This is a genomic window from Actinoplanes sp. NPDC048988 (genome assembly GCF_043197815.1).
Taxonomy (GTDB): Bacteria; Actinomycetota; Actinomycetes; order Mycobacteriales; family Micromonosporaceae; genus Actinoplanes.
In genome coordinates this window covers 1,150,745-1,164,096 of record NZ_JBICTW010000001.1, presented here as the reverse complement: position 1 = coordinate 1,164,096, position 13,352 = coordinate 1,150,745, and the positions used below count along the sequence as shown (strand labels likewise).

At 70.1% G+C, this 13,352-nt stretch carries 15 protein-coding genes; 11 read left to right on the top strand and 4 right to left on the bottom strand.

The window, feature by feature from the left end:
* The first annotated feature begins 4 nt into the window (after positions 1-4).
* From ACGFJ7_RS05190 to ACGFJ7_RS05165, 6 genes are read left to right on the top strand one after another with little or no spacing between them, the layout of a single operon-like run.
* On the top strand, positions 5-1,447 hold the full coding sequence (locus ACGFJ7_RS05190) for an alpha-N-arabinofuranosidase (protein ID WP_392640982.1): 1,443 nt from the start codon (positions 5-7) through the stop codon (positions 1,445-1,447).
* A complete protein-coding gene (locus tag ACGFJ7_RS05185; protein WP_360246694.1) occupies positions 1,447-2,781 on the top strand; it encodes an ABC transporter substrate-binding protein in 1,335 nt (444 codons plus the stop codon). Before ACGFJ7_RS05190 ends, ACGFJ7_RS05185 begins: the two co-directional genes overlap by 1 nt.
* Positions 2,771-3,703: a carbohydrate ABC transporter permease gene (locus tag ACGFJ7_RS05180; protein WP_392640980.1), complete on the top strand. Its 933-nt coding sequence runs from the start codon at positions 2,771-2,773 to the stop codon at positions 3,701-3,703. The genes ACGFJ7_RS05185 and ACGFJ7_RS05180 overlap by 11 nt, the downstream gene beginning before the upstream one ends.
* Positions 3,700-4,524 (top strand): carbohydrate ABC transporter permease, encoded by an 825-nt coding sequence (locus ACGFJ7_RS05175; protein ID WP_360246690.1) that lies wholly within the window; start codon positions 3,700-3,702, stop codon positions 4,522-4,524. Before ACGFJ7_RS05180 ends, ACGFJ7_RS05175 begins: the two co-directional genes overlap by 4 nt.
* 2 nt (positions 4,525-4,526) lie before the next feature.
* Positions 4,527-6,164 (top strand): family 43 glycosylhydrolase, encoded by a 1,638-nt coding sequence (locus ACGFJ7_RS05170; RefSeq protein ID WP_360246688.1) that lies wholly within the window; start codon positions 4,527-4,529, stop codon positions 6,162-6,164.
* 11 nt (positions 6,165-6,175) lie between these two features.
* A complete protein-coding gene (locus ACGFJ7_RS05165; RefSeq protein ID WP_360246686.1) occupies positions 6,176-7,147 on the top strand; it encodes a glycoside hydrolase family 43 protein in 972 nt (323 codons plus the stop codon).
* Here the strand turns inward: ACGFJ7_RS05165 and ACGFJ7_RS05160 are convergent.
* Genes ACGFJ7_RS05160 through galE form a run of 3 tightly spaced genes read right to left on the bottom strand, consistent with a single transcriptional unit; the run spans position 7,144 to position 9,551 of the window.
* Entirely contained in the window at positions 7,144-7,347 is a 204-nt protein-coding gene (locus ACGFJ7_RS05160; RefSeq protein WP_360246685.1) for a hypothetical protein, read from the bottom strand. The two genes, ACGFJ7_RS05165 and ACGFJ7_RS05160, sit on opposite strands and share 4 nt — an antisense overlap.
* 40 nt (positions 7,348-7,387) lie before the next feature.
* A complete protein-coding gene (galK, locus tag ACGFJ7_RS05155) occupies positions 7,388-8,536 on the bottom strand; it encodes a galactokinase (RefSeq protein ID WP_392640977.1) in 1,149 nt (382 codons plus the stop codon).
* Position 8,537: 1 nt separating this feature from the next.
* Positions 8,538-9,551, bottom strand: a complete 1,014-nt coding sequence (gene galE, locus ACGFJ7_RS05150; RefSeq protein ID WP_392640975.1) for a UDP-glucose 4-epimerase GalE — start codon at positions 9,549-9,551, stop codon at positions 8,538-8,540.
* Positions 9,552-9,689: 138 nt separating this feature from the next.
* On the opposite strand from galE, the gene trpS reads away from it, so the two are divergent.
* The 4 genes from trpS to ACGFJ7_RS05130 are packed head-to-tail and all read left to right on the top strand — an operon-like array spanning position 9,690 to position 12,576.
* Positions 9,690-10,712, top strand: coding sequence for a tryptophan--tRNA ligase (gene trpS / locus ACGFJ7_RS05145; RefSeq protein ID WP_360246679.1), 1,023 nt, complete (start codon positions 9,690-9,692; stop codon positions 10,710-10,712).
* 6 nt (positions 10,713-10,718) lie between these two features.
* Positions 10,719-11,240 (top strand): 2'-5' RNA ligase family protein, encoded by a 522-nt coding sequence (locus ACGFJ7_RS05140; protein ID WP_392640973.1) that lies wholly within the window; start codon positions 10,719-10,721, stop codon positions 11,238-11,240.
* A 21-nt stretch (positions 11,241-11,261) separates the two neighbouring features.
* Positions 11,262-12,173 carry a YihY/virulence factor BrkB family protein gene (locus ACGFJ7_RS05135; protein ID WP_360246675.1) on the top strand — a complete coding sequence of 304 codons (912 nt, stop codon included), beginning with the start codon at positions 11,262-11,264 and terminating at the stop codon, positions 12,171-12,173.
* Positions 12,174-12,180: 7 nt separating this feature from the next.
* Entirely contained in the window at positions 12,181-12,576 is a 396-nt protein-coding gene (locus ACGFJ7_RS05130; protein ID WP_360246673.1) for a hypothetical protein, read from the top strand.
* Here the strand turns inward: ACGFJ7_RS05130 and ACGFJ7_RS05125 are convergent.
* On the bottom strand, positions 12,566-12,817 hold the full coding sequence (locus ACGFJ7_RS05125; RefSeq protein WP_392640971.1) for a hypothetical protein: 252 nt from the start codon (positions 12,815-12,817) through the stop codon (positions 12,566-12,568). The two genes, ACGFJ7_RS05130 and ACGFJ7_RS05125, sit on opposite strands and share 11 nt — an antisense overlap.
* Between ACGFJ7_RS05125 and ACGFJ7_RS05120 the strand changes: the two genes are divergently transcribed.
* Positions 12,801-13,337, top strand: a complete 537-nt coding sequence (locus ACGFJ7_RS05120) for a hypothetical protein (RefSeq protein ID WP_392640969.1) — start codon at positions 12,801-12,803, stop codon at positions 13,335-13,337. The genes ACGFJ7_RS05125 and ACGFJ7_RS05120 overlap by 17 nt on opposite strands.
* Positions 13,338-13,352 lie beyond the last annotated feature (15 nt).

Genomic DNA, 13,352 nt, shown 5'->3' with positions numbered 1-13,352 from the left:
TGGCATGGCAGTGGCGCACCTCACTCTCGATCCCGCCTTCTCCGTCGCACCGGTCGACCGCCGGCTCTTCGGCTCCTTCGTGGAGCACATGGGCCGCTGCGTCTACACCGGCATCTTCGAACCCGGTCACTCCACCGCCGACGACGACGGCCTGCGGGGCGACGTGCTCGAGCTGGTCCGTGAGCTCGGCGTCAGCACCGTGCGCTATCCGGGCGGCAACTTCGTCTCCGGTTACCGCTGGGAGGACGGCGTCGGCCCGCGCGGCGACCGTCCGCGCCGCCTCGACCTGGCCTGGCGCGCCCTGGAGAGCAACGCCTTCGGGCTCAACGAATTCATGCGATGGGCCGGCCTGGCCGGCGTCGAGCCGATGATGGCGGTCAACCTCGGCACCCGGGGCGTGGAGGCCGCGGCCGAGCTCGTCGAGTACTGCAATCTGGCCGACGGCACGGCCGCGGCCGATCTGCGCCGCAAGCACGGCGTGGCCCGGCCGCACGACGTGAAGCTGTGGTGCCTGGGCAACGAGATGGACGGCCCGTGGCAGATCGGCAGCCTCACCGCCCTCGAGTACGGCCAGCTGGCGGCCCGGGCCGGGCACGCCATGAAGCGGGTCGACCCGAGCATCGAGCTGGTCGCCTGCGGCAGCTCGAACTCGGGCATGCCGACCTTCGCGTCCTGGGAGGCGACGGTCCTCGAGCAGGCGTACGACCAGGTCGACTACATCTCGCTGCACAACTACTACGACCCGGAGAAGTACGACGAGGCCACCTTCCGGGCGTCCGCGGTGGACCTCGACGGGTTCATCGACGACGTCGTCGCCACTGCCGATTTCGTACGGGCGAAGCTGCGCCGCAGCAAGCGCATCAAGCTCTCGCTCGACGAGTGGAACGTCTGGTACCAGAGCCGCTTCACCGAGCCCGAGGACCGGGACATCGAGGAGCTGCCGGCCCTGATCGAGGACGACTACAACGACACCGACGCCATGGTGGTCGGCAACCTGCTGATCAGCATGCTGCGCCACGCCGACCGGCTGGCCGTCGGCTGCCAGGCCCAGCTGGTGAACGTGATCGCGCCGATCCGGACCGAGCCCGGGGGCCGGGCCTGGCGGCAGACCATCTTCCACCCGTTCGCGCACACCGCCCGGCTGGCCCGCGGCACGGTGTTGCGGCCCGCGCTGACCGCGCCGGCGATGACCACCGGCCGCTACGGCGAGGTGCCCGCGGCCGACGCCGTCGCCACCCACGACGAACAGACCGGCGACCTCACGATCTTCGTCGTCAACCGCGGCACCGAGCCGCTGCCGCTCAGCCTCGACCTGCGGGCCTTCCCGCGGCACCGCCTGGCGCGGCACTTCACGCTCACCGGCGAGACGGCCGTCTCCCCGGCGAGCGAGCTCGTCCTCCCGCCCGTCTCCTGGCACGCCCTGTGCCTCACTCCCGAGGAGTCATAGTGAATCTTCAGTTCTCTCGTCGAGGCCTGCTCGGCCTCGGTGCCGGCGCCGGTGGAGCCGTGCTCCTGAGCGCGTGCGGCGACAGCGGACCGAACGAGAAAGTCACCGGAGGCGGGCAGAACGCCGCGCCGGCGCCGACGGCGTACACCGGCCCGAACGTGGCCCTGGCCTTCTGGAACGGCTTCACCGGTGGTGACGGCCCGTTCATGAAGAAGCTGGTCGACCAGTTCAACACCGAGCACCCGAACATCAAGGTCTCGATGAACACCTACCAGTGGGCCGACTACTACCAGAAGGTGCCGGCCGCGGTCGCCACCGGCAACGGCCCCGACCTCGGCATCATGCACGTCGACAACGTGGCCACGAACGCTGCGCGAGGCGTGATCCTGCCCCTGGAGGACCTGGCCAAGGCGCTGAACTTCAAGGCCGAGGACTTCTCGCCGCCGGTGTGGAACGCGGGCGTCTACAACAACACCCGCTACGCGATACCGCTCGATGTGCACCCACTTGGCTTCTTCTACAACAAGACGGTCATGGAGAAGGCCGGCCTCGACCCGTCGAAGCCACCGGCCACCGACGAGGAGTACAAGGCCGCGCTGGAGCAGATGAAGGCCAAGGGCATCCAGGGCGACTGGGTCACCCCGTTCGAGTTCACCGGCAGCATGCAGTTCCAGTCCCTGCTCTGGCAGTTCGGCGGCAACCTCTTCGACGAGCAGGCGACCAAGGCGCTCTACGCCGAGCAGCCCGGAGTGCAGGCGCTGACCTGGATGACCGACCACGTCAAGAACGGCTGGAGCCCCAAGAACGTGGCCCAGGACGCCGACCTCGTGGCCTTCCGCAACGGCAAGAACGCCTTCAACTGGAACGGCATCTGGACCATCAACACGCTCAAGGAGGACAAGAACCTCCAGTGGGGTGTGGCGCCGCTGCCGCAGATCGGCACGCAGAAGGCGGCGTGGGCCGGCTCCCACCAGTTCGTGCAGTTCAAGCAGAAGGCCAAGGACGAGAACAAGCTGGCCGCGGGCAAGGTCTTCATCAACTGGATCAGCCAGCACTCGATCGAGTGGGCCAAGGGCGGCCAGGTGCCGGCCCGGGCCGAGATCCGCGACAGCGCCGAGTTCAAGGCGCTGCCGGAGCAGGCGGCGATCGGCTCGCAGATCGACGACCTGCACTTCCTGCCGCCGAAGCCGGGCATCGCGGACGCGATGGCCACCGTGGTCACCGCGATCAACGAGGCTGTCCTGGGACGTAAGGAGCCGGCCAAGGCGCTGTCCGACGGCGCCGCCAAGGCCAACCAGCTCCTGGAGCAGAACGCGAAGAAGTATGGCAGCTGACCTGGCAGTCAAGGAGCAGGCGAGGACGGAACCGCGTGCCGGGGGCCGGATCCGGCGTACCGGCACGCTCACCCCGTACCTCTTCGTCCTGCCGTACTTCGTGGTCTTCGCGACGTTCGTGCTGGCTCCGGCGGTCTACGGATTGTGGATCAGCCTGCACGACTGGGACTACCTGCTGCCGGGCAAGCCGTTCGTGGGGCTCGACAACTACAAGGCGCTGTTCGACTCGAGTTCGGCCGTCTTCAGCTTCTTCTGGGAGAGCATGTCGGCGACCGGGATCTTCACGGTCCTCAGCGTGCCGCTGCTGCTGACCGTGCCGCTGGCGATCGCGTTGATGCTCAACCGCCGCTTCCCGGGGCGAACCCTCTTCCGGGCGGTCTACTTCGCGCCGTACGTCCTGGGCGTGGCCGTGATCGGTGTGCTCTGGCGTTTCCTGCTCGACCCGAACCTGGGTGTGGTCAACGCGATCCTGCCCGGCGCGGCGCCGTGGACGACGGCGCTCCCGTGGGCCTGGGTCACGCTGGTCGGTGTCACGGTCTGGTGGACGCTCGGCTTCAACGCGGTGATCTACCTGGCCGGGCTCCAGGACATTCCCCGCGAGTTGTACGAGGCAGCCCGCATCGACGGCGGCGGCAAATGGGCCGAGTTCCGGCACGTGACGCTGCCCGGCCTGCGCCCGGTGCTGCTGTTCGTCACCGTCAACACGATCCTGGTGTCGGCCAACATGTTCGGGCAGTCGTACCTGATCACGCAGGGCGCGCCCGGCACCGAGACCCGCACGGCGATCATGTACATCGCCCAGGTCGGCCTGGCCGACTACAAGATGGGCAGCGCCGCCGCCATGAGCTACCTGCTCACCGTCGGCCTGCTGCTGATCAGCGCGATCGTGTTCCGCCTGTTCCGGGAGAAGGACGCATCATGAGACGCGTACGGCCCATCGCCTGGTACACCGTCCTGATCGGACTCAGTCTGGTCTTCATCGCGCCCCTGGTGTGGATGCTGCTCACCGCGTTCAAGACGCCCGGCGAGGCGACCCGGGTACCGCCGACGGTGTTCCCGCAGGAGCCCACCACCAGCGCCTTCGACACGCTGATGGGCAACGACCAGACGCCGGTGCTGCGCTGGTTCCTCAACAGCGTGCTGGCCGCGACCGGGCAGGCGCTGCTCGTGCTGGCGATCGCCTCGATGGCCGCGTACGCCCTGGCCCGCCTGGAGTTCCGGTTCAAGCGGCTGATCTTCGGCATGATCATCGCGACGCTCTTCATCCCGAGCTTCGTGCTGATCATCCCGAACTTCCTGATCGTCGACCGGTTCGGCATGCTCGACACCCTCTGGGCGCTGATCATCCCGGGGGCGGCCGGCGCGTTCGGCGTCTTCTTCCTGCGGCAGTTCTTCCTGGGCCTGCCCCGGGAGTTGGAGGAGGCGGCCGTGCTCGAGGGGGCCAACTCCTGGCAGATCTTCACCCGGGTGGTGCTGCCGCTGTCGAAGCCGGCCCTGGCCACCCTCGCGGTGATCAGCTTCCTGACCAACTGGAACGACTTCATCTGGCCGATCTACGTGCTGTTCAGCCCCGACCAGTTCACGCTGCCGCCCGGCCTGGCGATCCTGCAGGGCGCCTACACGATCAACTACCCGGTGATCATGGCGGGCGCGCTGATCGCCAGCATTCCGGTGCTGCTGCTGTTCGTGGTGGCGCAGCGCTACGTCATCGAGGGTGTCTCCCGCTCCGGCCTGAAAGGATGACCATGCGACGCCTGGTCGCCGCGGTTGCGGCGCTGCTGCTCCTGCCCGCTCTGACGGCCGCCGGAAAGCCCCGGCCGCAGAACCCCGTTTCCGCCTCCTTCGCCGACACCTTCGCCGACCCGGTCATCGTCCGGGGAGACGACGGGCTCTATTACGCGTACGGCACCTCCGACCCGTTGCGTGAGGGCGAGCGCACGCCGCATCGCATCCCGATGGCGCGTTCGGCCGACCTGGCGAACTGGAAGTACGTGGGCGACGCCTTCACCGGCCTGCCCTCCTACGCGGCGGAGGGCGCCTCCCTCTGGGCTCCCGACGTTCGCAAGATCGGTGGCCGCTGGGTCATGTACGTGACCGTGACCGAGACGTCCCCGGGGGCGTCGGCGATCGGCGTCGCCACCGCGCCCACGCCGACCGGACCGTGGACCTTCACGGCCGAACCGGCCGTGCCGCCGCGCGCGGCCCCCGGCGGCGGCTGGTGGTGGACCTTCGACCCGGCCCAGCTGACCACGCCCGACGGCCGCAAATACCTCTACTACGGCAGCTACTTCGGCGGCATCTGGGTCAGCGAGCTCACCGCCGACGGCCTGCGGATCACCGGCACGCCGACGCGGGTCGCGATCGACAACAAGTTCGAGGGCGCGTACGTCGTCCGGCGCGACGGCTGGTACTACCTGTTCGCCTCCTCGGCCAACTGCTGCGCCGGCCCGACCACCGGATACTCGGTCTCGGTGGGCCGCTCGCGCAGCCCGCTCGGCCCGTTCACCGACCGCGACGGCCTGCGGCTCGATGTCTCCCGGGCCGGCGGCACCCCGGTGGTCGCGCCGAACGGCGACCGCTGGGTCGGCACCGGCCACAACGGACTGATCACCGACCGCTCCGGCCGGGACTGGCTGGTCTACCACGCGATCGACCGCGACGATCCGTACCTCGACGAGCCGTTCGGCATCAACGAGCGCCCGATGCTGCTCGACCGGCTGTACTGGGTCGACGGCTGGCCCACCGTCGACCGCCGGCCGGTGCCGCGGCCCGGACGGCCGCTGCCGGCGTACTCCACCGAGTTCGCCACCCTCGGCACGAACTGGGACTTCGTTCGGCCCGACCCGGCCGTCACGGTCAGCGGGGGAGCGCTGCGCTGGCCGGTGCAGGGCGCCGACCTGACCGGCACGTCGAACAACGCGGGCGTGCTGCTGCGCGACCCGCCGCCGGGATCGTGGATCGCGGAGACGAAGCTGACGCTTCCGCTGGGCGAGGACACGGTGCGCAACTACCAGCAGGCCGGCCTCATCGCGTACGCCGACGACGATCTTTTCGCCCGGCTCAGCGCGGTGGCGATCTGGAACACGCGGCAGGTCGAGTTCGGCAAGGAGATGCCGTACGCGGGCGCGCTGTCCTACGGGGGCACGATCGCCGGCACTCCGGGACTCGAGACGACGTGGCTGCGCCTGGCCCACCGGATCGACCCGGCCAACGGCGAGCACGAGTACCGGGCCGGGGTCAGCCGCGACGGCAAGCGCTGGACGTGGGGCGGGACCTGGACCCTGCCCGCTGACAGCTCGCCCCGCCTCGGGCTGGTGGCGCACGGCGGGGCCGAGCCGGCGGTCACGGCGTCGTTCGACTACCTCCGGTTCTACCGGTGGTGAGATTTTGGTTGGTGGCGTCGCTCGTACTGCTGGCCGCGTGCGGCGCCGACCCGCCTCCGGAGGGGAACAAAGTGGACACCTTCACCAATCCGGTCTTCGACCAGAACTTCCCCGATCCGGGCGCTCTTCTCGTGGACGGAACCTGGTACGCGTACGGAACCAACAATGAGACCCAGAACGTACCGATCCTGACCTCGGCCGATCTCGTGCACTGGACCGCCGCGGGCGATGCCCTGCCGCGGGTGGGCAAGTGGGCCGAGCGCGGGCACACCTGGGCGCCCGAGGTGATCGAGGGCCCGGGCGGCACCTACCTGCTGTACTACACGGCCCGGGCGACCGCGACCGGACGGCAGTGCGTCGGTGTCGCCGTGGCCGGCGCGCCCGCCGGCCCGTTCGCCGACGACTCGGACGAGCCGCTGGTCTGCCAGGCCGACGAGGGCGGGTCGATCGACGCCAGCCCCTATGAAGACGAGTCCGGCGGCCGCTGGCTTTACTGGAAGAACGACGGCAACGCGATCGGGCAGCCGACCTACCTGTACGGCGCCCGGCTCGACGACTCCGGCCGCGCGATCGCCGGCGAGAGCAAGCGCCTACTGCGCAACGACGCCGACTGGGAGGCGCACGTCATCGAGGCACCCCAGATGGTGCGCCACGACGGAAAGCTCTACCTCTTCTACTCGGCCAACGCGTTCGACGCCGACGCGTACGCCCTGGGCTACGCGATCTGCGACGGCCCGCTCGGCCCGTGCCGCAAGGCGCCGGAGAACCCGATCCTGCGATCGTCGGCCGCCGCGGCCGGACCCGGCCACGGCTTCCTCGTCACCCTGCCCAGCGGCGCGACCTGGATGCTCTACCACGCCTGGCCGGACGGCGCGGTGGGCAGCGTGGTCCCCGGCCGGCAGCTGTGGCTCGACCGGGTGGAGTGGATCGACGAGCGCCCGGTGGTCAAGGGGCCGACCGCCGAGGCGCAGCCGGTGCCCTAGGACTCGTCCTGGTGGTGGTGGCGGCCCTCCGCCGCCTCCTCGATCGCTTCGACGATCGAGCCGGTCAGGTCACCGGCCGGAACGGCGATGCTCTCGCCGAAGCCCTCGGCGGGCTCCCGCTCGGGCTGCGGTGCGGTGCCGGCCCCGGCGAAGCCGAACTCGTTCGGCTCGTTCTGCTCTGTTTCCCGTGGAGTGGTCATGCCCCCGCACATACCCGCGGGGGCATGACCTGAAGCGTTCCTAGGCGGTGATCGCGGTCGCGCCGGGCCCGGCCGTGACGGTCCAGCAGGTGGGCGCCTGGAAACCCCGTTCGGCGTACGCCGCCTCGACCGCCCCGGTGGTCACATCGGCCCGGCCGGCCTCGATGAGGGCCAGGACGCAGCCGCCGAAACCGCCGCCGGTCATCCGGGCGCCGAGAGCGCCGGCCGCGATCGCGGCCTCGACCGCGACGTCGACCTGGGCCACGGTGATCTCGAAGTCGTCGCGCATCGAGGCGTGCCCGGCGGTCAGCACCGGGCCGATCTCGCGGACGCGCCCCTCGCGGAGCAGGGCGACCGTGTCGAGCACCCGCTGGTCCTCGGTGACGATGTGGCGCACCCGGCGGCGCATCACCTCGTCGTCGAGGCGGGACAGGGCGGTGTCGAGGTCGGCCACCGAGATGTCGCGCAGCGCGGGGACGCCCAGGATCGCGGCGGCCTCCTCGCACGACTTGCGGCGGGCGCCGTACTCGCCGTCGACGTGCTGGTGCGGGGCGTTGCTGTTGATGACCAGGATGGCCAGGCCCTCGGCGGCCAGGTCGAACGGGATCTGGTCGACCTCGAACGAGCGGCAGTCGAGGAAGAGGGCCTTGCCCTCCTGGCACCGGATCGAGGCCGACTGGTCCATGATGCCGGTGGGCGCGCCCACGTAGACGTTCTCGGCCCGCTGGGCGATCGACGGCCGCCGCTCGAGCGGCACGTCCAGCCGGCCCAGGTCGATCAGCGCGGTCAGCACGGCCGACTCTAGGGCGGCCGACGACGACAGGCCGGAGCCGAGCGGCACCTCGGAGGCGAGCGCGATGCGGGCGCCGGGCACCTCGTGGCCGTCCTCGGCCAGCGCCCAGACGACACCGGCCACGTAGGCGGCCCAGCCGGTGACCTCGCCGGGCCGGGTCAGCCCGAAGGAGACGGCCTCGTCGGTGAAGGTCGAGCAGACGGTCCACTCGCCGGCCGGGGCCGGGCTGACCGCGGCCACGGTGTGCTGCGGCAGCGCGAACGGCAGCACGAACCCGTCGTTGTAGTCGGTGTGCTCGCCGATCAGGTTGACCCGGCCGGGCGCGGCCCAAAGGCCTTGAGGTTCGGAACCGAACTGCTTGCGGTACGCCTCGACGGCGTCAGTCACGACACTCATGTCAGCCTTCAGTCCGGTTAAGGGCGGCGGTGGGGTGGTCGGACAGGACGTGCTTTCGGTAGAAGGTCCAGGCGTCGCCGATCATGTCCTGCAGGGTGTTCTTTTCCGGCACCCAGCCCAGGTCCTCGCGGGCGCGGGCGGACGAGGCGACCAGGGTGGCCGGGTCACCCTCGCGGCGCGGGGCGATCTCGATCGGCAGCTCGGCCCCGGTGACCTCGCGGGCCGCCTCGACGACCTGGCGGTTGGAGAAGCCGTTGCCGTTGCCCAGGTTGTAGATGCGGTGCTCGCCGGGGGTGGCGGCGTCCAGCGCGAGGAGGTGGGCGCGGGCCAGGTCTTCCACGTGGATGTAGTCGCGCACGCAGGTGCCGTCGGGCGTCGGGTAGTCGTCGCCGAACAGCTGGAGCTTGTCGCGCTTGCCGGCCGCGGCCTGCAGCGTGATCGGGATCAGGTGGGTCTCGGGGTCGTGCCGCTCGCCGATCTCGTGGCCGTCGCGGATGTAGGCTCCCGCGACGTTGAAGTACCGCAGGGAGACCGCCGCCAGGTTATGCGCGAACGTCTCCGAGGTGAGCGCGTAGTCGAACGCCAGCTTGGTCGCGCCGTACGTGTTGGTGGGCGCCTTGGCCGCGTTCTCGGTGATCGGCAGCTCGACCGGGTTGCCGTAGACGGCGGCGGTGGAGGAGAAGATGACCCGCGGCACCCGGGCGGCGCGGATCGCGTCGAGCAGGGCCAGCGACTTCACCACGTTGTCGTGCCAGTACAGCTCGGGCTTGCTCATCGACTCGCCGGCCTGGATGAGCCCGGCGAAGTGCAGCACCGCGTCGAAGCCGGCCTCGGGGGTCAGCACCTGGGCGGCGTCGGCGATGTCGGCCTGGACGAAGGTGGCGTCGGGCGCGACGGCCTCACGGAAGCCGCGGACCAGACTGTCGAGGGCGACAACCTCGTGTCCGGCGTCGAGCAACAGGCGGCTGGTGATGCTGCCTACGTAGCCGGCACCCCCGGTGACGAGCAGTTTCACGGTGCGGTTCCCCCTAGCTGGGCTTTTCAGTCAAGCCTACGTTCCACCACTTTCGATCAAAAGTCAACAGGTTCGAACATGCGACAGGGCCCGCCGGGGTGTTCGCGCCTCGCCGTGGGGGACTGACACAATGGGCTCATGTCCGATCTCGCCCGTCGCCCGCGCGTGCTTTCCGGCATTCAGCCGACCGCCGATTCGTTCCACCTCGGCAACTACCTCGGCGCGGTGCGCAACTGGGTGGCGATGCAGGAGACCCACGACGCGTACTACTGCGTCGTCGACCTGCACGCGATCACGATGGGCCACGACCCGGCCGCCCTGCGGGCCCGGACCAGGATCTCGGCCGCGCAGCTGCTCGCCGCCGGGCTCGACCCCGAGCGCTGCACGCTGTTCGTCCAGTCCCACGTGCCCGAGCACGCGCAGCTCGGCTGGGTGCTCAGCTGCATCACCGGGTTCGGCGAGGCCGGCCGGATGGTCCAGTTCAAGGACAAGTCGGCCAAGGCCGCCGACTCCACCACCGTCGGCCTGTTCACGTACCCGATCCTCCAGGCCGCCGACATCCTGCTCTACCAGGCCGACCAGGTGCCGGTGGGCGAGGACCAGCGGCAGCATCTCGAGCTCACCCGCGACCTGGCCCAGCGGTACAACACCCGCTTCGGCAAGACGTTCACGGTCCCCTCGGCGTACATCGTCAAGGACACCGCGAAGATCACCGACCTCCAGGACCCGACGTCGAAGATGTCGAAGTCGGCCTCGTCGCCGAACGGCATCATCGAGCTGCTCGAGGACCCGGCCCGCTCGGCCAAGAAGATCAAGTCCGCGGTGACCGACACCGGGCGCGAGATCCTCTACGACGAGGAGAACAAGCCGGGCGTGAGCAACCTGCTCACCATCTACGCCGCGCTCACCGCGCGGACCATAGACGATCTGCTCGAGGCGTACGAGGGACGCGGCTACGGCGACCTCAAGAAGGACCTGGCCGAGATCGTGGTCGAGTTCGTCAAGCCGATCCAGGAGCGGACCCGCGCCTACCTCGACGACCCCGGATACCTCGACAAGGTGCTCGCGATCGGCGCCGAGAAGGCGCGCTCGGTCGCGTCGGGGACGCTCGCCGAGGCGTACAAGAACATCGGTTTCCTGGCCCCCGCCCGCGAGGTCTGACCAACGGTGCTCACTACCCGCATCGGTGTGGCCATCGACATCCCCGAGCCCTGGGGCGAGCAGTTGACTCGCCGCCGGGCCGAGGCGGGCGATCCGCAGGCGGCGTACACCCCGGCCCACGTCACGCTGCTGGGGCCGACCGAGGTGCGCACCGAGGCGCTGCCGGCGATCGAGCGTCACCTCGAGAAGGTGGCCGCGGCCCAGCCGCCGTTCACCATCCACCTGCGCGGCACCGGCACGTTCCGGCCGGTCACCGAGGTGGTGTTCGTGACGCTGGCCGTCGGCATCAGTGAGTGTGAGCTTCTGGCCGAGGCGATCACGTCGTCCGACGAGGTCAACCGCGACTCCCGCTTCCCGTACCACCCGCATGTGACGGTGGCCCAGGACGTGCCGGCCGAGGCCCTGGACGCGGCGTTCGAAGATCTGGCCGGCTTCTCGGCGAAGTTTCCGGTGCCGGCCTTCACGCTCTTCTCGCACGGCGGCGAAGGGCCGTGGAAACGCCGCCGCGACTACACGTTGGGTTCGTAGTTTTTCGGCTACCTTCAGCGCGTGAATCCGATCGATCGGGCGTACGACACCGCGGAGATGCAGATTCTCCGCCTTCGCCGGCGCTCGAAGTACTTCGATCACCTCAGCCGGGCCCTGCTGCGTTTCTGGGAGGCGCAGGGTGGGCGACTGGCCGCGGCCATCGCCTACTACGGGTTCTTCGCGGTCTTCGCGCTGCTGCTGATCGGGTACTCGATCTTCGGCATTCTGCTGAACAACAACAAGGAGCTGTTCGAGGTCGTCAGCGACTTCCTCCGGCAGAACCTGCCCTTCCTCGACGTGCCGGCGATCCTGGCCAGCGGCAAGACGGTCGGCATCGTGGGCATCATCGGCCTGACCTTCACCGGTATCGCCTGGGTCGAGGCGATCCGGTCGTCGCAGCGGCTGATCTGGCGCCTCAACGAGCAGCCCGGCTACATCGGGGTGCGGCAGGCGCTCGACCTGCTGGTGCTGCTCGGCATCCTGGCCCTGCTGGCGCTCAGCCAGCTCGCCGTCTACGGCCTGGAGAAGCTGCTGGCCTGGATGGCCGACGGCATCGTCCAGTCCGGGGTGAGCTGGATGCTCACGGTGGCGGTCAACATGCTGCTCGCGGCGGCGCTGCTGGCCGCCGTGCCGCGCCTGCGGATGACGGTGCGCCGGATGGTCCCGCCGGTCCTGCAAGTGGGCATCGGTGTGACCCTGCTCAACACCGTGGGCAAGTCCTTCGTCGGCCTGGTCCAGCGCAACCCGGCCTACGGACTGGTCGGTTCGGCCGTCGGCGTGCTGGTTTACCTGTACGTCTTCAACCAGCTGCTGCTCTTCGGGGCGGCCTGGGCGGCGACCAGCCCGCACGGCCGCGTGATCGACCTGTCAGCTGACGATAAAAGTGCTCCGGTGGGGCAAAATACCTGGATTCGGCACAGCCGCCCGGAATGATGTGCCCGTGGGCACTCTCGTGACGCTCGACCTGCCCGCCGGATCGCCGGTGGCCGACCTCCCCTGGGTCATCACCATCGGCGCGCTCGGCGACGAGGAGGACTGGGAACCCGTGGTCTGCGGGCCGTACGAGCGCGCGCACGCGCTCGCCCTGGCCCAGGCCGTCGTGGCCGACGAGGACCTGATGGCGGTGGTCGAACCCCTGCTGCCACGGCCCGACGCCGAGTCCATCCGGGAAGAGATCGCGCTGGCCCGGGCGGTCGCCGAGGCTCCCCTCGACGAGAAGGACGACCAGGAGGAGTACGAGACCAGGCGGGTGCGCCCGGGCCGCCCGCCGACCGAGGCCGAGGTGCGCGAGGGCTGGTCCCGGATAGCGGCCCGGCTGACCGTCCCTACCGGTTGAGCAGCTCCCGGACGCCCCGCATGTAGGTCTCCTTGTCCGGCGAGCCGGTGAGGATCCGCTGCAGGGCATAGCCCGGGACCAGGGAGAAGAACGCGGTGGTGACCGCCGCGCCGGCGGCGGCCGGTGCGGGCGGGGCCGTGGTGAAGGACGTCGTGCCGCTCGACGCGGACGACCCGCGCGGGGCCGGGTTCGGGGCGGCCTTCCTGCCGCTCGCGATCACCAGCATGATCGCCGGGATCATGGTCTTCCTGCTGCTCAAGCACCGCACGGCCCGCGTGGCCGGGCTGCTCGCCTACGGTACGTTCGCCGGGCTCGGGGCCGCCGCCGTGCAGCACTTCTGGCTCGGCATCGTGCCGGGTGACTACCTGGCCGTGGCCGGGGCGCTGGGCCTGTTCGCGCTCGGGATGTCGGCCGCGGTGGCCGGGCTGGCCGCCCTGTTCGGTGAGCCGGGCATCGGTCTCGGCGCGCTGACTTTCTTCCTGGCCGGTAACGCGATCTCCGGCCTCTCGGCGGCGCCCGAACTGTTGCCGCAGCCGTGGGGAGCGGTCGGGCAGTGGTTGCCGATCGGCGCCGGCGGGTCGTTGCTGCGCTCGGCCTCCTACTTCGACGGCTGCGGGGCGAGCTTCCCGGCCGCTGTGCTCACGGCGTACGCCATCGGGGGTGTGGTCCTAGTGTTGATCGGCCGCAAGCGGCTCGGAACGGCCCCGGCGGAGGTCGTGGAGGAGACGGTGGCCTCACCCGAGCTGGTCCCGGCGAGGTGAGCGACCGGCCCGCTG